This is a genomic window from Nocardioides sp. SRI_004, from assembly GCF_057586415.1.
Window position 1 is genome coordinate 1 of sequence record NZ_JBYCZV010000014.1, and the last position, 17893, is coordinate 17893.

Here is a 17893-nt window from a genome sequence, read left to right on the forward strand (position 1 = left end):
CCCGGAGCGCCTGGTCCGCGCTGCGCTGGGCCGCGCCGCGCGGAGCTCGGCGGCGACCGACCGCCCACCGTCGGCGGGCCTGCAGGAGCTCCGGGCATGGTTCGCGGCCGAGCTCGCCGACGCCACGCCGGCGCACCTCGGCGCGGTGACCGCGGCCGACGTCGTGGTGGCGCCGGGGAGCCAGAGCGCGCTCTCGTCGATCTTCCGGGCGCTCGTCGCCCCCGGCCAGCCGCTGCTCGTGGAGTCACCCACCTACTGGGGAGCGATCCAGGCGGCACAGCAGGCGGGCGTCGTACCGGTGCCGGTGCCGACCGGTCCCGACGGGCCGGACCCCGAGGACCTCGACCGTGCCTTCCGCGAGACTGGGGCGAGGGCGTTCTACGCCCAGGCCAACTTCGCCAACCCGACCGGCGTGCAGTGGAGCGTCGAGCGCGCGGACCAGCTGCTCGAGGTGGTTCGCCACCACGGGGCCTTCCTCGTCGACGACGACTGGGCGCACGACTTCGGCATCGACAGCGGTCCCCGCCCGGTCGCCGCCCGCGACGACGCCGGGCACGTGGTCTACCTCCGCTCGCTCACCAAGAGCGTCTCGCCGGCCGTGCGCGTCGCGGCGGTCGTCGCCCGCGGCCCCGCGCGCGACCGGATCCTCGGTGACCGCGCGGCGGAGTCGATGTACGTCAGCGGGCTGCTCCAGCAGGCGGCCGTCGAGGTGGTCAGCGACCCCGGCTGGCGCAGCCATCTGCGCCGGCTCCGGGTCCAGCTGCGGGAGCGGCGCGACCTGCTCGTGGAGAGCGTCCGGGCGCACGCACCGGGGTTGGCGCTGGACGTCGTACCGCCGGGCGGGCTGCACCTGTGGGCGCGCCTGCCCGTCGGCACCGACGTGCCACGCCTGGTCCGCGACTGCGCGGCGCGGGGCGTGTGGGTGTCCGGCGGCGACGAGTGGTTCCCGGCGGAGCCCTCGGGGCCCTTCCTTCGGCTGACCTTCACGGGGCCGGAGCCGGCGCGCTACCCGGAGGCGGCGCGGGTCATCGGAGAGGTGCTGGCGGCCGGGTGACCGGTCAGGGCGTCTCCTGCTGCTCGGCCTGCTTCTTCTCCTGCTGCACCCGCTCCTCCTCGGACTTCACGACCTCGGGGTCGGCGCCCCGGGTGAGGGTCACCTCGTAGGTCGCCGTGTGCGTGACCTTCTGGTTGCCCTCCCACGGACAGTCGCGCGGGCGTGACGGTCCGCTGATCGCGGCGTACTTGATGATGGTCTCGGAGAACTGGTACGAACCGGTGAGCTCGGCCGGGAGGCCGCTGTCCTCGTCGACCGGGCCGGTCGGTGTGAGGGTGACGTCGCGGGGCGTCTGCTGCTGGCGGACGGTCACCTTGCCGGTCTTCGTCCCGTCGTCATCCTGGCAGTCGCCCACCCAGGTCGAGTCGCCCGCGGGCGTCCGCTGCTGCAGCGTGGCTCCGTCCCAGGCCGACTCGAACTCCGAGCCACTGGTGCTGGTGATGGACCCCGTGCAGGCGTCCTCGTCGCACCTGGGGGTGAGGGTCCAGATGCGCGTGATCTCGTCGCCCACCTTCAGCCAGGTCTTGTCGTCGGTCTTGGTGACGACGGCCCGGAAGGTGTACTCCCCGCTCGGCACGGCGTCGACGACCGGGTCGAACGCCTCCTTGGTCGGCGAGGAGCCTGCGCCGCCCGCCGACTTCTCGTCGTCGCCGTTCGTCACGGCGATCGCGGTCGCGCCCGCGGCGCCCAGCAGCACCAGCGCGCCCACCCCGGCGAGGAGCTTCGTCGGCGCACGCCGGCTGGTCGTGACCGCAGCCGCTCCGAGGCCCGAGGCCAGGCCGGGGGCGACCGGGCTGAGCACCGTCGCGGCGGTGATCCCGCCGGCGGCGCCACCGCCGAGGGGTGCCACGGCCGCGACGACGGGCGCGACCATCCCACCGACGCCCGCGGTGGTCCACCAGGCCGGGCCGTACGTCCGCTCGGCTGCCTCCTCCAGCGCGGCGAGGAAGGCTGCCGCGTCGGGGTAGCGCGCCTCCGGCTCCGGTGCCAGGGCGGTGGCCAGCACCGGCCGCAGTCCGCTGTCCGTGCGGTCGACCGCGGGGGCGGCTCCGGGGTCCAGCTGCCCGGTCAGCAGGTGGACCAGGACCGCCGCTGCCGCGTAGACGTCGGCCGCCGGCGACAACGTCTCGCCCCGCGCCGCCTCGGGGGCGCGGTAGGCGGGCGTCGAGCCGCCGACCCCGAAGTCGATCAGGCGGGAGGTCCCCGCGACGTCGACCAGCACGTTGGACGCCGACACGTCGCCGTGCACGATCCCTCGTGCGTGGGCGTGGGCGAGGCCGAGCAGGGCGCCCCGGACCACGCCGAGGGCCTGGGGGACCGACAACCGGCCACCCGCGGCGAGGACCTCGGCCAGGGTGGCGCCGTCGATCCACTCGACCACGAGGTACGCCGCGCCCGCCTCCTCGACGAAGCCGAAGACCTGGACCACGTGCGGGTCGTCGAGCTGGGCGAGCCGGGCCGCCTCGGCGCGCAGGCCCTCGACGGCTGCTGCCGGGACCTGCTTCAGCGCCACGTCGCGGCCCAGGCCGGGGTCACGTGCCTTCCACACCGTCGCCGTCGAGCCGGTCCCGACCCGGCCCACGAGCTCGTATCCGCCCACCACGGCAGGTCCTGCGTCCGCCATCTCGGCCCCCCACGTCCGGATCCGGTCCCGAGAGGTGCGCCGTCCGACGGAGCGGCTGCGACGACCAGTGTTCTCTCCTGCTCGGCCCCGGACGCCGCCATTGCCCATTTCTTTACCTTCCCCGGACGGACCCGGTGGTTCGGCCTCGCGCCCGCCTGCGCGCTGGTTGAATCGGCGCCATGCACCTGCCACGGGGCCTGGAGCTGGTCCGCGTCCTCGGCGTCGGCGGCTTCGGCGAGGTGGTCCTCGCCCGGGACCCCAACCTGGGTCGGGACGTGGCGGTCAAGCTGGTCCACGGCGGCGGGCACGTGCAGGACTCCGTGGCGCGGATGATGCGTGAGGGGCAGGCCCTCGCCCGGATGCGGCACCCGTCGGTCATCCACGTCTACGAGGCGGTGCAGGTCGGCGCGGACGTCGCCCTGCTCATGGAGTACGTCGACGGCGGTGACCTCACGGGCCGGCTCAACGACCCGCGGTTCACCGTCGCCGAGCGGCTGGAGGTGCTCGCCCAGGTCGCCTCCGGACTGGAGGCGGCCCACGCGGTCGGGATCGTGCACCGTGACCTCAAGCCCGCCAACATCCTCGTGTCCGGGGCCGGCGTCGAGCTGCGGGCCAAGATCGCGGACTTCGGGCTGGCCCGGCTCAGCCGCGACACCGAGGCATTCCGGACGGAGGCGGGCATGGCGGCGTACACGCCGGGGTACGGCGCCCCCGAGCAGATGATCGACCCGGACCACGAGACACCGCGCATCGACTGGTACTCGTTCGGCGTCGTCGCCTTCCGCCTCCTGCGCGGCACGATCCCGCTTCCCGGCCAGCGGGCGGGGGTGGGGGAGGAGCTCTGGGAGCGCGCGCTGGCGCTGGACCCGGCCGACCGCGTCGCACCGGGTGAGCTGGTCGCTGCCCTGCGGAGCCTGCCGCCGGGGGCGTGGACCCCCGTGGTCGGCAGTGGCTTCGGCGACGCACCGCCGGTTCCGGCGGGACCCGTGACGGTGCAGTCAGCGGCCCCGGACACCGTCCTCGCCCCCTCCGCGGATCCCGGTTGGGTGGACGTGCCCGTCTACCGGCCGCCCCCGGCTCCACGCCGGGGACGAACAGCGGGGCCGCCGGCGAGCGTCCTGCTGGGTGTCCTGCTGGGCGTACTCCTCGGCGTCGTGCTCGGCGTCGTGGTCGTGCTGCTCCGTTGACGCCTACTCGGCCGGCCGGGCCCGCCGGTCGGCGTTGAGCACGGTGATCTTCTGCCAGACCTTCCGCTCGAGTGAGACGGTCAGCGTCTCGACGGTGCTCACCGTGTCGAGCACGAGCGCGTCTCGCGACTCCTCGGCGCACAGTGCCGCTGCCTTGCCGACCAGGCTGAGCAGCTCCGAGCAGTAGTCGAGATAGTGCTCGAGCTGCTCGGGCGTCAGGTCGATCTCGACGCTCGCGGACGTGGGACGGAAGGACGCCCGCAGCCGCTCGGGGTCCTTGGTCAGCTGGTGCATGTCGATGATGTGGGCCAGCGAGCGGAGCCGGTGCAGCAGGTCGAGCAGGCGTTGGCGCTGCAGCCGCTCGGGCACCGAGTGGAGGAACCAGATCGCGATCGCGGCGAAGACCAGGTCGTTGACGCCGCTCTCCAGCAGCGGCACCCACTCGAGCCCGTCGGCGGGGGCGTCGACCAGTGCCGCGCGCACCGCCAGCCCGAGCAGGGCCACGGTGAGGACCACCACCGCGAGGATCCCGGCCTTGGCCACCGGGCGCAGCCACGACCGCCGGTCCCGCACGCTCGCCGTCGACGTGGCGACCTCGTCGACCAGCCGGCCGAGCTCGCCGACCAGCCGGTGCAGCCCACGGCCGGGGAAGCGTGCCTCGATCCGCTGCTCGAGGCGACGCACGGTGGCGAGCACCGGGTCCGCCTGCACCTTCTCGAAGGAGTACGCCACGGGCCGCAGCCTACGATGAAGGCCATGTCCCTCGCCGTGCTCGACTGCGCCCACTTCACGGCGGGGGAGTGCCGGTCCTGCGCCTGGCTCGGACGTGTGTACGACGACCAGCTGGCCGCCAAGCTCGCCGCGACCCGGGCGCTGGTCGACGCGCCGGGGCTGGTGTGGGAGCCGCCGGTCGCCAGCCGTCCCGAGGGCTTCCGCAACAAGGCCAAGATGGTTGTGGCGGGGACCGCTGATGCCCCGACGCTCGGGATCCTCGACCCGCGGGGAGGTGGCGTGGACCTGCGCGACTGCGCGCTCCACACGCCGGGGATCGCCGCCGCGCTGCCGCTCCTGGCGGAGCTGGTCACCCGTGCCGGGCTCACCCCCTACGACGTCTCCTCCGACCTGCCGGTGAGCCAGCGCGGCGAGCTCAAGCACGTGCTCGTCACCGAGTCGCCGGACGGCGAGCTGATGGTCCGCCTCGTGCTCCGCTCGACCGCGGTGGAGGCACGGGTGCGCAAGCACCTGCCCTGGCTCCGGGAGCGGCTGCCGGCCGTGCGGGTGCTGACGGTCAACGTCCAACCCGACCACCGGGCGGTGCTCGAGGGCGAGCGGGAGCTGGTGCTCACCGAGGCCGACACGCTGCCGATGCGGCTGCCCGGTGACGGGGCGGGGATCACGCTCCACCTGCGTCCGCGCAGCTTCTTCCAGACCAACACCGACGTCGCTGCCGCCCTCTACCGCGAGGCGGTGGCGTGGACCGCGGACCTCGCCCCGCAGCGGGTGCTCGACCTCTACTGCGGCGTCGGCGGCTTCGCCCTGCACCTCGCCGCGCCCGGCCGCCAGGTCACCGGCATCGAGATCAGCGCCGACGCGATCGCCAGCGCCGAGCGCTCACGCGACGAGGCCGGCCTGCCCGGCGACATCACCTTCGCCGTCGGTGACGCGACCGCACCCGAGCACGCGGGCCTCCTGCGCGACGCCGACCTCGTGGTGGTGAACCCTCCGCGGCGCGGGCTCGGCAGCGAGCTCGCCCTGCGGATCGAGGACTCCGGCGTCCCGCACCTGCTCTACTCGAGCTGCAACCCCGAGACGCTGGCTCGCGACCTGGCCGACCTGGCGGCGTACACGCCGGTGCGGGGGCGGCTGCTGGACATGTTCCCGCAGACCCCGCACGCCGAGGTGCTGGTCCTTCTTCAGCGCAGCGAGTAGGTCGCCAGCGAGACGCCGACGTAGTGCGCGGCGAACGCGGCGATGGTGAAGCCGTGGAAGATCTCGTGGAAGCCGAAGACGCGCGGCGACGGGTTCGGCCACTGGAAGCCGTAGACCAGGCCGCCCATCGTGTAGAGCGCGCCGCCGACGATGATCAGCACGAAGGTCGCGATGCCGATGCCCAGGCCGAGCGCCACGGCGCCGTCGAAGAAGGCCGGGATGAAGAAGATCGCCGCCCAGCCGAGCGCGATGTAGATCGGCGCCGAGAGCCAGCGCGGTGCGGTCGGCCAGAAGAGCTTGAACGCGATGCCGAGCAGGGCGCCGGTCCACACGACCGACAGCATGATGATGCGCGGCAGGCCGTCGAGCAGGATCAGCGCGAAGGGCGTGTAGGACCCCGCGATGAACAGGAAGATGTTCGAGTGGTCGAAGCGGTTGAGCACCTGCCAGACCTTCGGTGACCACGTGCCGCGGTGGTAGAGGGCGGAGGTCCCGAAGAGGAGGAGCGCCGATCCGGCGTACAGCGCCGAGCCGACCTTGGTCGTCGCGGTCGGCGAGAGGCAGATGAGCACGATGCCGGCGGCGAGCACGAGCGGGGTCGACACGAGGTGGATCCAGCCGCGGAGCTTCGGCTTGATCTCGGCGACCTTCTCGCTGAGCTGCTCCCCGAGGTCGTCCAGCCGGGAACGCACCATCTCGTTCGCTTGGTGGAGGGCCTGGTTCATGGCTTGAGGGTACCCGCAGGGACCATGCGCAACGGCGGCCGGACGGGCGTGATCTCACGCTCATCCGGCCGCCGTCGACTGACCGATCGGAGGTTGCCGACCGGTGGAGGCTCAGGCCGTGGCCGTGACCGGCGGACCCTCGGAGGGCTGCACGATGACGAAGCCCTGGCCCTGGAAGGAGACCTGGAAGGCCTCACCCGAGCCGCGACCGATGAGCGCGCCCGCGCCGAAGGTCGAGCGGATGCCCGTCTGCAGGTGCGTCGACCACGCGACGAGCGCGTTGGCGTCGGCGAAGGTCGGCGCCTCGGCCGGGTTGAGCACGACCGGCATGCCCTCGGTGGTGATCGCGACCCAGCCGGTGCCGCGCAGGGTGGTGTTGAACAGGCCGCCGGCCGCGATGCTGCCGCCCTTGACCCGCTCGATGTTCCACTCCAGCGACGAGGAGAACGCGAGCACGTTCTTGCCGTTGACCGAGATGCCGCTGTTGTTGAGGTTGAGGATGTGGACCTCGTGCGCGAGGTCGGCGAGGAAGACGTCGCCCTGGCCCTCGACGCGCATCAGCGAGAGGCCCTCGCCGGTCAGCGCCTTCTTGAGGAACTTCGCGGCGCCGCCGCCCTGGTAGGCGAAGTTGACGTTGCCCTGGTAGGCGACCATCGCGCCCTGCTTGGCCATGAACGGCTCGTTGATGCGCACCCGCAGGAGCTTCTTGTTCTGCAGGCTCGCGCCGACACCGTCGACCTCGCTGAAGCGGCCGTCGATGAGCTCGCCGGTGATGCCGGCGAAGGCGTCGGCGGGCACCTGCTGGTTGCCGCCGTACTGCTGCTGGCCGCCCCACGGCTGCTGTGCCGGCTGCTGCTGGCCCCACTGCTGGTCGGGCTGCTGCTGCGGCTGGGCCTGCTGGTGGTGCGCGGCGACCTGGGTCTGGTCCGACCCGCCGCCGGCGGCACCGGCGTCGGAGCCCCCATCGACCGGCGAGGTCGACTGGACCCCGTTGTCGGAGACGTGTTCGGTCCACTGGGAGCCGTCCCAGTAGCGGAGCTCGTGGCGGCCGGTGGGGTCCGGATGCCAAGCGGCTGCGGTCATCGTCGTGGTGCCTCTCTCGTCTGTGCTGCTCGTCGGGTGCTGCGCACTGTGGTGCTCATCGTGTCAGCCCCGTGGTCGGCCGGGAAGGTCCCGGGTGCGGCCTCCGGTCTACCACCGTGTGTGGCTGATGTGGCCTACGATCGGAAATGTGGCTGACTGGAAGCGGGGCGTGCGACGGGTGCTCTACCCCGCCTACGAGGCGCGCATGCTTCGCCGGATGCCCGGCGACCTCCCCAAGCACATCGGGGTGATGCTCGACGGCAACCGGCGCTGGGCGAAGGCCGTGGGCCGCGACACCGCGCACGGCCACCGCGCCGGCGCAGCCAACATCGAGCCCCTGCTCACCTGGTGCGACGAGATCGGCATCGAGGTGGTCACCCTGTGGCTGCTCTCGACCGACAACCTCAACCGCCCGGCCCAGGAGCTCGAGCCGCTCCTCGAGATCATCGTCGACGCGGTCGACTCGCTCGCCGACCAGCGCCGCTGGCGACTGCACCCCGTCGGTGCCCTCGACCTGCTGCCCGTCGCGGCCGCCGAGCGGCTCAAGGCCGCGGCCGAGGCCACGGCCGACGTCGACGGGATGATCGTCAACGTCGCCGTCGCGTACGGCGGCCGCCGCGAGATCGCCGACGCGGTCCGCTCCCTGCTCACCGAGCACGCCGCGCTCGGCACCCCGCTCGAGATGCTCGCCCAGCAGATCGACATCGAGCACATCGAGGAGCACCTCTACACCAAGGGCCAGCCCGACCCCGACCTGGTGATCCGCACGTCGGGGGAGCAGCGCCTCGGCGGCTTCCTGCTCTGGCAGAGCGCGAAGTCGGAGTTCTACTTCTGCGAGGCCTACTGGCCCGACTTCCGCCGCGTCGACTTCCTCCGCGCGATCCGGGCCTACGCCCAGCGCGAGCGCCGCTTCGGCGCCTGATCCCGCAGCCACCGGGTGCGCTGGGTCACAGGAGTAGCGTCAGCGTCCGTGAGCACCACCCCCGAACCGCCTGGCCCCGAACCGTCCGGCCCCGAACCGTCGGCCAAGCCGGCGAAGCCGATCACGCTGCTGACCGTCGAGCGCAAGGAGCAGCTGAGCCCGGGCATGGTCCGGATCCACTTCACCGGCGACCTCGCCGCCTTCGAGGGCAGCGCCTGGACCGACCGCTACGTCAAGCTGGTCTTCGGCGACGTGGCGGAGCTCGAGCGCGGCGGGCGCCCCACGTTGCGGACCTACACCGCGGTCGCGCCCGACGTCGCCGCCGGCACGCTCTCCATCGACTTCGTGGTCCACGGCGACGAGGGCATCGCCGGCCCGTGGGCGGCGGCCGCCCAGCCCGGCGACAGCATCCACGTCCGCGGCCCGGGCGGCGCCTACGCCCCCGACCCGGCCGCCGACTGGCACCTGCTCGCCGGTGACGAGGCCGCGATCCCCGCCATCCGCCAGGCGCTGGCCGCGCTGCCCGCCGACGCACAGGGGTACGTCGTGCTGCAGGTCGACGCGGCGTCGTACCAGCAGGAGGTGGCGACGCCCGCCGGGGTCGAGCTGACCTGGCTGCACCGCACCGACCCCGCCCACCCGTCGCTGGCCGACGCCGTGCGCGCCCTGCCGTGGCGCGAGGGCCGGGTGCACGCGTTCGTGCACGGCGAGGGCCAGGCGGTCATGAAGGAGATCCGGCCCTACCTGGTCTCCGAGCGCGCAGTGCCGCGCGACGACGTCTCGATCTCGGCCTACTGGAAGCAGGGCCGGACCGAGGAGAGGTTCCGTGAGTGGAAGGCCGCGCTCGCGGCCGAGGAGGACGCCCGATGAGCCCGACCCGCCTGTTCCGCAGCGTCGCGATCGCGGAGGCGGTCACCTGGACCGGCCTGCTCGTCGGCATGTTCCTGAAGTACGGCCCCGCCGACAACGAGACGGGCGTGCGGGTCTTCGGGATGCTGCACGGCGTCGTCTTCGTCGCGTACGTCGTCACGACCGCCGTGGTCTGGGTGGACCGTCGCTGGTCGGCCGGACGCGGGCTCCTCGCGCTGGTCGCCGCGGTGCCGCCGCTGGCGACCCTGCCCCTGGAGTGGTGGGCGGTCCGCAAGGGCTGGCTCGGCGACGCCTGGCGCCTGCCCGCCGGTGCCGGGTCGTCGGTGCCCGACCGCTTCGTCGCCTGGCTGCTGACCAACCCGCTGCGTGGTCTGGCCGTCGGCCTGGTCGCCGTCGCGGCCCTGACCGGGCTCGCCCTCGTGGTCGGGCCCCCGACCTCCTGACGCCGAGGTCCTGAGAGACTGCCGGGCATGACCAGCCCGTCCCTGCGCCAGCGCGCCCTCGTGCTGGTCGGGCTGCTGCTGGTGGCCGGTGGGCTCGTGGCCGTCGTGGCGTCGTCGGTGCTCACGGCCGAGGCCGTCAGCCGGTGGCACCGGGCGCAGGAGCAGCCGGCCTGCCGGGGCCGCGCCACCGACGGGTGCCTCCGGGTCGAGCAGGGATCGCTCGACGCGGTCGCCGTCGAGGGCAACATCCCGCGCTACGTGTTCGTCGGGCGCGACATCGGCGCGTCCTTCGACGTCGCCAGCGGCACCGACGAGGCGAAGCTCGCGCTGCGCCGCCTCGCCCGAGGCCGCAAGCCGGTCCGGACCCTGTGGGTCGACCACGACCTGGTGGCCGTGCAGACCGGCGAGGGACGGGTGTTCACCGCCGAGGGGAGCTCCGGCCGGATGGTGACGATCGCGCTTCTCGTGCCCGGCTCGCTCGCGGTCGCCGGGACCGGCGTGCTCCTGGTGCGGCGCGGGAGGCGCGGCTCGCGGAACCGCGGCGGCGCCCCTGTCGTCGTACCCACATGATCGATCGCCGCGACACCCTTCGCCTCGGCCTGCTCGCCCTCGCCCTCACGGGTGGTGTGGGCGGCCTCGCCGCCTGCTCCTCCGACGACGAGCCCGGCCTCCAGCCCGCACGCGACGCCGACCCCGACGGGATCGAGCTGGTCTCCTCCGACGTCGAGCGGGCCGCGGGCGACACCACCGCGCTGGCGCCGGTGGTCGACGGGCTGCGGCTGCTCGCCGGCGACCTCTACCGCGAGCTGGCCACCGAGCCGGGCAACCTCGTGCTGTCGCCGTACTCGGTCGCGGTCGCACTCGGCATGACCCTCGTCGGCGCGGCCGGTCGGACGGCCCGCGAGATGGGCGAGGTGCTGCACACGGGCGACCTGGGCGACCGCTGGCACAAGGGCCTCAACGCCGTCACGTCCGGGACCGGCGCGCTGGCGGGGGAGCGGAAGCGTGCCGACGGCTCGAAGGCGACGATCGAGCTGGCCACAGCCAACCAGCTCTTCGGGCAGCAGGGCGTCGGGTGGGAGGCGGACTTCCTCGACCTGCTGGCCAAGGAGTACGGCGCCGGCCTGCGCGCCGTCGACTACGAGACCGCGCCCGAGGACGCCCGCACGCTGATCAACGACTGGGTGGAGCAGCAGACCCACGACCGGATCGTCGACCTCGTGCCCGAGGGGCTCATCGACCCGTCGACGCGTCTCGTCCTGGTCAACGCGATCTACCTCAAGGCGCCGTGGGAGCAGCCCTTCGAGAAGACCCTCACCGCTGCCGGCGACTTCCACCGGCTCGACGGCTCGACCGTCGCCGCCGACCTGATGCGCCGTCCGGACATCAAGGGTGGGTGGGTGACCGGCGACGGCTTCCGCGCCGCCGTCCTGCCGTACGCCGGAGGCGGGCTGTCGATGAGCGTCGTGGTCCCCGACGACGGGCAGCTCGCCGCCGTCGAGGGCGCGCTGGCGAAGAGCGGCTACGGACCGGTCCTGGCGTCGAGCGCCGCCCCGGCCACCATCGACCTGACCCTGCCGCGCTGGTCCTTCCGCACCGCGGCGCCGTTGAAGGAGGCCCTCCGGACAATGGGCATGCCGACCGCCTTCGCCGACGGCGCCGACTTCAGCCCGATGACCGACGAGGACCTCGACCTGGTGATCGCCGACGTGGTCCACCAGGGCTTCATCGCGGTCGACGAGGAGGGCACCGAGGCGAGCGCGGCCACGGCGGTCGTCATGGCCGAGACCGCGGCGCCGGTCGCGGAGGTCCTGGTGGCGGACCGGCCCTTCCTCTTCCTCATCCACGACACCGAGCACGGCACGCCGCTCTTCGTCGGCCGGGTCACCGACCCGACCGCCGAGTAGTCGAGGAAGATCGCGACGGCCGGGCTGTCGGCGCCGCTCGCTACGCTGGGGGCACACCCCCGGTCCTCGCTCGACCGGGGGCGCTCGTGCTGTCCGTCCCTGCTGAAATGAGCCCGAAGTGCACCTCGCCGGCATCGCCGACGCCGTCCTCGCCGACCCCGCGCTGGCCGCCGCCCTGGCCCAGGCGCAGGGCGCCCAGCCCACGGGCGAGCTGACCGGCCCGGAGGCGCTGCGACCCTTCCTCGCCGCCGGCCTCGCCCGGACCGCCGGCACGGTGCTGGTCGTGACCGCCACGACGCGGGAGGCCGAGCAGCTCGTCGCCGAGCTGGGCGACCTGCTCGACCCCGAGGGCGTCGCCTACTACCCGAGCTGGGAGACGCTGCCGCACGAGCGGCTCAGTCCCCGCAGCGACACCGTCGGCCGCCGGCTCGCCGTGCTGCGCCGGCTGTGCCACCCCGGCGCCCCCGGCAGCGGCGCCGCTCCCGTGAAGGTGCTCGTCGCCCCGGTCCGCTCCGTGCTGCAGCCGCAGGTCAAGGGACTGGGCGACCTCGTGCCGGTCGAGCTCGAGACGGGCGCCACCGCCGAGCTGGACGAGGTCGTCGCCGGCCTCGTCGGGGCGGCGTACTCGCGCGTCGACCTGGTCGAGAAGCGCGGCGAGTTCGCGGTCCGCGGCGGCATCGTCGACGTCTTCCCGCCGACCGAGGAGCACCCGCTGCGCGTGGAGTTCTTCGGCGACGAGGTCGACGAGATCCGCTCCTTCGCCGTCGCCGACCAGCGCACCATCGCCAAGGTCGAGCGCCTGTGGGCGCCGCCGTGCCGCGAGCTGCTGCTGACCGACGAGGTCCGTGCCCGCGCCGCCGAGCTCGGCCGCACCCACCCGCAGCTGCTCGAGATCACCGACAAGCTCGCCCAGGGCATCGCCGTCGAGGGCATGGAGGCGCTGATCCCGGCGCTCGTCGACGAGCTCGAGCTGCTCGTCGACCTGCTGCCCGCCGACACCCGCGTCCTGGTGCTCGACCCCGAGCGCGCCCGGGCCCGCGCCCACGACCTCGTCGCCACGAGCGAGGAGTTCCTCGCGGCCTCGTGGGCGACCGCCGCGAGCGGCGGGCAGGCGCCGATCGACCTGCAGGCGGCGTCGTACCACTCCCTCGGCGACGTGCGCAGCCACGCGCGCGAGCGCGGCCAGGCCTGGTGGACGTTCAGCCCGTTCGGCCTCGACGCGGACGATGCCGGTTCCGGCCATTCCGCCGCGCAGCCCGCGCCGTCGTACCGCGGCGACGTGGCGAAGGCCTTCGCCGACATCGCCCGCTGGCACGCGGAGGGCCACCAGGTCGTCGTCGTGCACGCCGGCCACGGCCCCGCGCAGCGCATGGTCGAGGCGCTGGGGGAGGTCGACGTCCCGGCCCGGCTCGTCGAAGAGGTGCCGTCGGGCGCGACCCTCGACCCGGCGGTCGTCACGATCACCTGCGGTGCGCTCGGCCACGGCGTCGTCGACGAGGCCCGCAAGCTGGTCGTGCTGACCGGCGAGGACGTCGTGGGAGCCAAGGCGAGCACCCGTGACAAGGGCGCGATGCCGGTGCGCCGCAAGCGCCAGATCGACCCGCTCGAGCTCAAGGCCGGCGACTACGTCGTGCACGAGCAGCACGGCGTCGGCCGGTTCGTGGAGATGAAGCAGCGCGAGGTCCAGGGCGCGGTGCGCGAGTACCTCGTCCTCGAGTACGGCCCGTCCAAGCGGGGCGGCCCGCCGGACCGGCTCTTCGTGCCGGCCGACACCCTCGACCAGGTCACCCGCTACGTCGGCGGCGAGCAGCCCAGCCTCGACCGGCTCGGCGGCGGTGACTGGACGAAGCGGAAGAACCGGGCGCGCAAGGCGGTCCGCGAGATCGCCGCCGAGCTGATCAAGCTGTACGCCGCCCGGCAGGCCACGCAGGGCCACGCGTTCGGTCCCGACACGCCCTGGCAGCGCGAGCTCGAGGACGCGTTCCCGTTCCACGAGACGCCCGACCAGCTGACCACGGTCGACGAGGTCAAGGGCGACATGGAGCGCACCGTGCCGATGGACCGCCTGGTCTGCGGCGACGTCGGCTACGGCAAGACCGAGATCGCGGTCCGGGCTGCCTTCAAGGCGGTCCAGGACGGCAAGCAGGTCGCCGTGCTGGTGCCGACGACGCTGCTGGTCAACCAGCACCTCGACACCTTCAGCGAGCGGATGAGCGGCTTCCCGGTCATCCTCAAGCCGCTGAGCCGGTTCCAGACCGACAAGGAGGCGGCCGAGACCATGGCCGGCCTCGCCGACGGCACGGTCGACATCGTGGTGGGCACCCACCGGCTCTTCAACGCCGACACGAAGTTCAAGGACCTCGGCCTGATCATCGTCGACGAGGAGCAGCGCTTCGGTGTCGAGCACAAGGAGGCGATGAAGCGGCTGCGCACGTCGGTCGACGTGCTGTCGATGAGTGCGACGCCGATCCCGCGGACCCTGGAGATGGCGATCACCGGCATCCGCGAGATGTCGACGATCACCACGCCGCCGGAGGAGCGGCACCCGGTGCTCACCTATGTCGGCGGCTACGAGGACCGGCAGGTCGTCGCCGCCGTACGCCGCGAGCTGCTGCGCGACGGCCAGGTCTTCTACATCCACAACCGGGTCAGCTCGATCGAGAAGGCCGCCGCGAAGATCCGCGAGCTGGTCCCGGAGGCGCGGGTCGCGACGGCCCACGGCCAGATGGGCGAGCACCAGCTCGAGCAGGTCATGCTCGACTTCTGGGAGAAGCGCTTCGACGTGCTGGTCTGCACGACGATCGTCGAGTCCGGCATCGACGTGTCCAACGCCAACACGATGATCATCGAGCGCTCCGACACCCTCGGCCTCTCGCAGCTGCACCAGCTGCGCGGTCGCGTCGGCCGGTCGCGGGAGCGGGCCTACGCCTACTTCCTCTACCCGACGGAGAAGCCGCTCACCGAGACCGCCCACGAGCGCCTCGCCACCTTGGCACAGCACTCCGACCTCGGCGGCGGCATGGCGATCGCCATGAAGGACCTCGAGATCCGCGGCGCCGGCAACCTGCTCGGCGGCGAGCAGTCCGGCCACATCGCCGACGTCGGCTTCGACCTCTACGTCCGCCTCGTCGGCGAGGCCGTCCGCGACTTCCGCGACGACGGGGGTGCGCCCGAGCAGCTCGAGGAGGTCCGCATCGAGCTGCCCGTCGAGGCCCACCTCCCGCACGACTACATCCCCAGCGAGCGGCTCCGCCTGGAGATGTACAAGCGCCTGGCCGAGGTCCGCACCGACGCCGACGTCGACGAGATCGTCGCCGAGCTCGAGGACCGGTACGGCGAGCCGCCGGAGCAGGTCACGGCCCTGCTCCTCGTCGCGCGCTTCCGGGCGCGGGTGCGGGCCGCGGGGGTCAAGGAGGTGACCACGGTCGGCAAGAACATCCGCTTCCACCCGGTCACCCTCCCCGAGTCGCGCACGATCCGGCTCAACCGGCTCTACCCGAAGTCGATCGTCAAGCACCAGCTCGAGTCGATCCTGGTGCCCCGCCCCGGCACCCCGGGGAAGACGGGAACGCCCATCGAGGGGGTCGCCCTGCTTGAATGGGCCCGACTCGTCATCGACTCGGTCATCGACCCCAAGGAGTAGTAGTGCGCCGTCGTACCTCCCTCGCCACCGCCCTCGCCGCGACCGCGCTGCTGGCGGCCGGCTGCGGCCTCACCGACGACGGCCCCCGGCCCGGTGCCGCCGCGGAGGTGGACGGCCAGACGCTGGAGCTGGACAAGGTCGACAGCGCGGTCGAGGACTACTGCGGGCTGCTGGCGGGCGAGGAGGGCGCGCCGTCGTACGCGAAGGCCGTCGTGCGCTCCCAGCTGGCCTGGAACTGGGCGCAGGCCGTCGCGGTCGACGAGCTCGCGCCGCGCTACGGCGTCGATGTCCCGTCGGGTGTCGAGAGCGCCGTCGTCGAGCGGAGCTGGGGGGTCAGCCGCGAGGACGACGAGTTCGAGTCCTTCGAGTGGCTCACCTGGATCGGCCAGCGCCTCGACCAGCCGCTGGCGGCCATCGGGACCCAGGCGCAGATCGATGCCGGGCAGACGCCGACGGCGGAGGGAGCCCAGGCTGCCGGCTACGAGGTCGTCGACGCCTGGCTCGAGGAGCACGGGGTCGAGCTCAACCCGGTCTTCGGTGAGCGCGACGCCAAGGAGGGCGCCTTCCTCGGCGACGACCTGTCCGTCGCCGTGAGCGGCGTGGCCAAGCAGGGCGACCAGCTCGGCAAGCCGGTCGCCAGCGAGGCCGAGGCCACCGAGCGCCTGTCCGCCCTGCCGGCCTCCGAGGTGTGCGGGGCGCCCGTCGAGGCGCCGGCGCAGCCGGTGGGCTGAGCCGTGGCGGCCCCCGCCCAGCCGGAGCCCGCGGTCGACGAGTTCGTCGCCGTGATGCGTCGGCTGCGCGCGGAGTGCCCGTGGAAGCGGGAGCAGACGCACCGGTCGCTGGTGCGCTACCTGCTGGAGGAGACCTACGAGGCGGTCGACGCCATCGACGCCGGTGAGGTGTCGGGGGACTGGTCCCACCTCGCGGAGGAGCTCGGCGACCTGCTGCTGCAGGTCGTCTTCCACGCCGTCGTGGCGGAGGAGCGGGGCGACTTCGACCTCGACGACGTCGCCCGCGGCATCACCGCCAAGATGGTGCGCCGCAACCCCCACGTCTTCGGGGACCTCGCCGACGACCCGGCCGCCGACGACCTCGACGCCGCCGCCGTCAACGACCTGTGGCAGCAGGTCAAGGCCCGCGAGAAGGCCGACCGCCCCGTCGACGACGGCATCCCGTCCGCCCTCCCCGCCCTCCTGTACGCCGACAAGGTGCTCGACCGCCTCGAGCGGGCCGGCACCCCGGCCGACCTGGTGGCCGACCCCGCCGATGCCGACGCCGCCGTCGGCGAGCGGCTCCTGGCCCTCGTCGCCGAGGCCCGCGCGGCCGGCGTGGATCCGGAGCAGGCGCTGCGCGACGCGGTGCGCGAGCGTCTCTGACGAATCCCGGCCGAGGGGGTTTCCGGACCCGGTGCCGAGGGCGAGACTGCCGGTGGCCGCGACCGCGGCCGATGACTCGGCATCCGGAGGCTCCCATGCGTCGTACCCGCAGGTCCTGGCCCGCCACCCTCGTGGCCGCCCTTCTCCTCTCCCTCCTCCCCGCGGGCCTGGTGGTCACCGCGACCGCGCCCGCGCACGCGGACGAGTGCTACACGTGGGGCCGGACCCTGCGTGAGGGCACGTCCGGCAGCGACGTGACCCAGCTGCAGATCCGCGTCGCCGGCTGGGCCGGCTACGACCGCGGCTTCGCCGTCGACGGGCAGTACGGGCCGGCGACGACCACGGCGGTGCGGAACTTCCAGGCGGCGTACGGGCTCACGGCCGACGGCATTGCGGGCTCGCAGACGTTCAGCAGGATCTACGCCCTCCAGGACGCCGACTGCACGCCGGTCCACTTCGCGTGGAGCGAGGTCGACGACGTGTGCTTCGGCGGGTTCCCGACGCCGGTGTCGGGGACGACGGTCGCCCAGGTGAAGGCCAACCTGATCCAGGTGATGTGGCGGGCCGAGGCCCTGCGGCACCGGCTCGGCGACAACCCGCTGCGGGTCACGTCGGCCTACCGCAGCGCCGAGTGCAACCGGCGGGTCGGGGGCGCGACCAACAGCAACCACCTCTACGGCCGGGCGATCGACCTCGTGCCGGGCAGCTCGGCGACCACGATGTGCGGGATCGCGCTGGCCGCGCGCTACGTCGCCTTCCGTGAGCTGCTCGGCCCCGGCTACCCGGACCACAACGACCACATCCACCTCGGCATCCAGTCCACGAAGTTCTGGCGCGCGCCGAGCTGCGGGATCTGACCCCTTCCGCAGGAGGTCGGCCCACCACTACTTTCAGCGCAGGTCCGCGCATCGGGCGGGGACGACGCAACGGTGGGAGTGGCGATGGCAGGCAAGTTCGAGGTGTACGAGGACAAGGCCGGGAAGTTCCGTTTCCGGTTGAAGGCCTCCAACGGTCAGGTCGTCGCCGTCGGCGAGGACTACGAGACGAAGGCCGCCGCCATCGCGGGCACCGAGGCCGTGCAGCGGGCGGCCGACGGCGCGACGGTCGTCGACCTGACCGACTGAGAGGCG

The 17893-nt window shown here is 73.3% G+C and carries 17 protein-coding genes; 13 read left to right on the forward strand and 4 right to left on the reverse strand.

All coding sequences use genetic code 11. The features are described from left to right. Window positions 1–1054: aminotransferase-like domain-containing protein (locus AC2YHB_RS18260; protein ID WP_487354416.1), on the forward strand; the 1054-nt coding region annotated here is incomplete at its 5' end. A gap of 4 nt (window positions 1055–1058) precedes the next feature. Here AC2YHB_RS18260 and AC2YHB_RS18265 read toward each other — a convergent pair. Continuing rightward, window positions 1059–2657, reverse strand: coding sequence for a serine/threonine-protein kinase (locus AC2YHB_RS18265; protein ID WP_179650096.1), 1599 nt, complete (start codon window positions 2655–2657; stop codon window positions 1059–1061). A gap of 200 nt (window positions 2658–2857) precedes the next feature. On the opposite strand from AC2YHB_RS18265, the gene AC2YHB_RS18270 reads away from it, so the two are divergent. Beyond that, on the forward strand, window positions 2858–3865 hold the full coding sequence (locus tag AC2YHB_RS18270; RefSeq protein ID WP_487354417.1) for a serine/threonine-protein kinase: 1008 nt from the start codon (window positions 2858–2860) through the stop codon (window positions 3863–3865). A gap of 3 nt (window positions 3866–3868) precedes the next feature. On the opposite strand, the gene AC2YHB_RS18275 is transcribed toward AC2YHB_RS18270, so the two are convergent. Beyond that, window positions 3869–4597 carry a hypothetical protein gene (locus AC2YHB_RS18275; RefSeq protein WP_487354418.1) on the reverse strand — a complete coding sequence of 243 codons (729 nt, stop codon included), beginning with the start codon at window positions 4595–4597 and terminating at the stop codon, window positions 3869–3871. Between the two features lie 24 nt (window positions 4598–4621). Here AC2YHB_RS18275 and AC2YHB_RS18280 point away from each other — a divergent pair, with 24 nt between their 5' ends. Continuing rightward, complete coding sequence (locus tag AC2YHB_RS18280; RefSeq protein ID WP_487354419.1) at window positions 4622–5794, forward strand: methyltransferase domain-containing protein; 1173 nt, start codon at window positions 4622–4624, stop codon at window positions 5792–5794. Here the strand turns inward: AC2YHB_RS18280 and trhA are convergent. Together trhA and AC2YHB_RS18290 are read right to left on the reverse strand one after the other, a co-directional pair. Next, entirely contained in the window at window positions 5779–6519 is a 741-nt protein-coding gene (trhA, locus tag AC2YHB_RS18285; RefSeq protein WP_487354420.1) for a PAQR family membrane homeostasis protein TrhA, read from the reverse strand. The two genes, AC2YHB_RS18280 and trhA, sit on opposite strands and share 16 nt — an antisense overlap. Window positions 6520–6630: 111 nt before the next feature. Next, the gene (locus AC2YHB_RS18290) at window positions 6631–7602 is read right to left on the reverse strand and encodes an AIM24 family protein (protein ID WP_179650104.1); all 972 of its coding nucleotides are present in this window, start codon (window positions 7600–7602) and stop codon (window positions 6631–6633) included. A gap of 148 nt (window positions 7603–7750) precedes the next feature. On the opposite strand from AC2YHB_RS18290, the gene AC2YHB_RS18295 reads away from it, so the two are divergent. From AC2YHB_RS18295 to AC2YHB_RS18340, 10 genes are all read left to right on the forward strand, one after another. Next, complete coding sequence (locus tag AC2YHB_RS18295; protein ID WP_242530543.1) at window positions 7751–8524, forward strand: isoprenyl transferase; 774 nt, start codon at window positions 7751–7753, stop codon at window positions 8522–8524. A 48-nt stretch (window positions 8525–8572) separates the two neighbouring features. After that, entirely contained in the window at window positions 8573–9394 is an 822-nt protein-coding gene (locus AC2YHB_RS18300) for a siderophore-interacting protein (RefSeq protein WP_487354421.1), read from the forward strand. After that, entirely contained in the window at window positions 9391–9837 is a 447-nt protein-coding gene (locus tag AC2YHB_RS18305; RefSeq protein ID WP_036548168.1) for a DUF3817 domain-containing protein, read from the forward strand. Before AC2YHB_RS18300 ends, AC2YHB_RS18305 begins: the two co-directional genes overlap by 4 nt. Window positions 9838–9864: 27 nt before the next feature. After that, window positions 9865–10407, forward strand: coding sequence for a hypothetical protein (locus tag AC2YHB_RS18310; protein ID WP_036548172.1), 543 nt, complete (start codon window positions 9865–9867; stop codon window positions 10405–10407). Next, window positions 10404–11744 carry a serpin family protein gene (locus tag AC2YHB_RS18315; RefSeq protein ID WP_487354422.1) on the forward strand — a complete coding sequence of 447 codons (1341 nt, stop codon included), beginning with the start codon at window positions 10404–10406 and terminating at the stop codon, window positions 11742–11744. Before AC2YHB_RS18310 ends, AC2YHB_RS18315 begins: the two co-directional genes overlap by 4 nt. 118 nt (window positions 11745–11862) lie before the next feature. Next, a complete protein-coding gene (gene mfd / locus AC2YHB_RS18320) occupies window positions 11863–15387 on the forward strand; it encodes a transcription-repair coupling factor (protein ID WP_487354423.1) in 3525 nt (1174 codons plus the stop codon). Window positions 15388–15389: 2 nt separating this feature from the next. Further along, the gene (locus tag AC2YHB_RS18325) at window positions 15390–16118 is read left to right on the forward strand and encodes a hypothetical protein (RefSeq protein WP_487354424.1); all 729 of its coding nucleotides are present in this window, start codon (window positions 15390–15392) and stop codon (window positions 16116–16118) included. 3 nt (window positions 16119–16121) lie between these two features. Further along, window positions 16122–16763: a MazG nucleotide pyrophosphohydrolase domain-containing protein gene (locus tag AC2YHB_RS18330; RefSeq protein WP_373366953.1), complete on the forward strand. Its 642-nt coding sequence runs from the start codon at window positions 16122–16124 to the stop codon at window positions 16761–16763. Between the two features lie 95 nt (window positions 16764–16858). Beyond that, entirely contained in the window at window positions 16859–17620 is a 762-nt protein-coding gene (locus AC2YHB_RS18335; RefSeq protein WP_036548185.1) for a M15 family metallopeptidase, read from the forward strand. An 84-nt stretch (window positions 17621–17704) separates the two neighbouring features. Continuing rightward, window positions 17705–17887: a YegP family protein gene (locus AC2YHB_RS18340; protein ID WP_036548590.1), complete on the forward strand. Its 183-nt coding sequence runs from the start codon at window positions 17705–17707 to the stop codon at window positions 17885–17887. Window positions 17888–17893 lie beyond the last annotated feature (6 nt).

What these genes read in the sequence shown, in the direction of transcription:
- AC2YHB_RS18270 (WP_487354417.1), top strand. Translation starts at nt 2,858, where the DNA reads ATGCACCTGCCACGGGGCCTGGAGCTGGTCCGCGTCCTCGGCGTCGGC.
- AC2YHB_RS18280 (WP_487354419.1), top strand. Translation starts at nt 4,622, where the DNA reads ATGTCCCTCGCCGTGCTCGACTGCGCCCACTTCACGGCGGGGGAGTGC.
- trhA (WP_487354420.1), bottom strand. Translation starts at nt 6,519, where the DNA reads ATGAACCAGGCCCTCCACCAAGCGAACGAGATGGTGCGTTCCCGGCTG.
- AC2YHB_RS18290 (WP_179650104.1), bottom strand. Translation starts at nt 7,602, where the DNA reads ATGACCGCAGCCGCTTGGCATCCGGACCCCACCGGCCGCCACGAGCTC.
- AC2YHB_RS18305 (WP_036548168.1), top strand. Translation starts at nt 9,391, where the DNA reads ATGAGCCCGACCCGCCTGTTCCGCAGCGTCGCGATCGCGGAGGCGGTC.
- AC2YHB_RS18310 (WP_036548172.1), top strand. Translation starts at nt 9,865, where the DNA reads ATGACCAGCCCGTCCCTGCGCCAGCGCGCCCTCGTGCTGGTCGGGCTG.
- AC2YHB_RS18315 (WP_487354422.1), top strand. Translation starts at nt 10,404, where the DNA reads ATGATCGATCGCCGCGACACCCTTCGCCTCGGCCTGCTCGCCCTCGCC.
- AC2YHB_RS18335 (WP_036548185.1), top strand. Translation starts at nt 16,859, where the DNA reads ATGCGTCGTACCCGCAGGTCCTGGCCCGCCACCCTCGTGGCCGCCCTT.
- AC2YHB_RS18340 (WP_036548590.1), top strand. Translation starts at nt 17,705, where the DNA reads ATGGCAGGCAAGTTCGAGGTGTACGAGGACAAGGCCGGGAAGTTCCGT.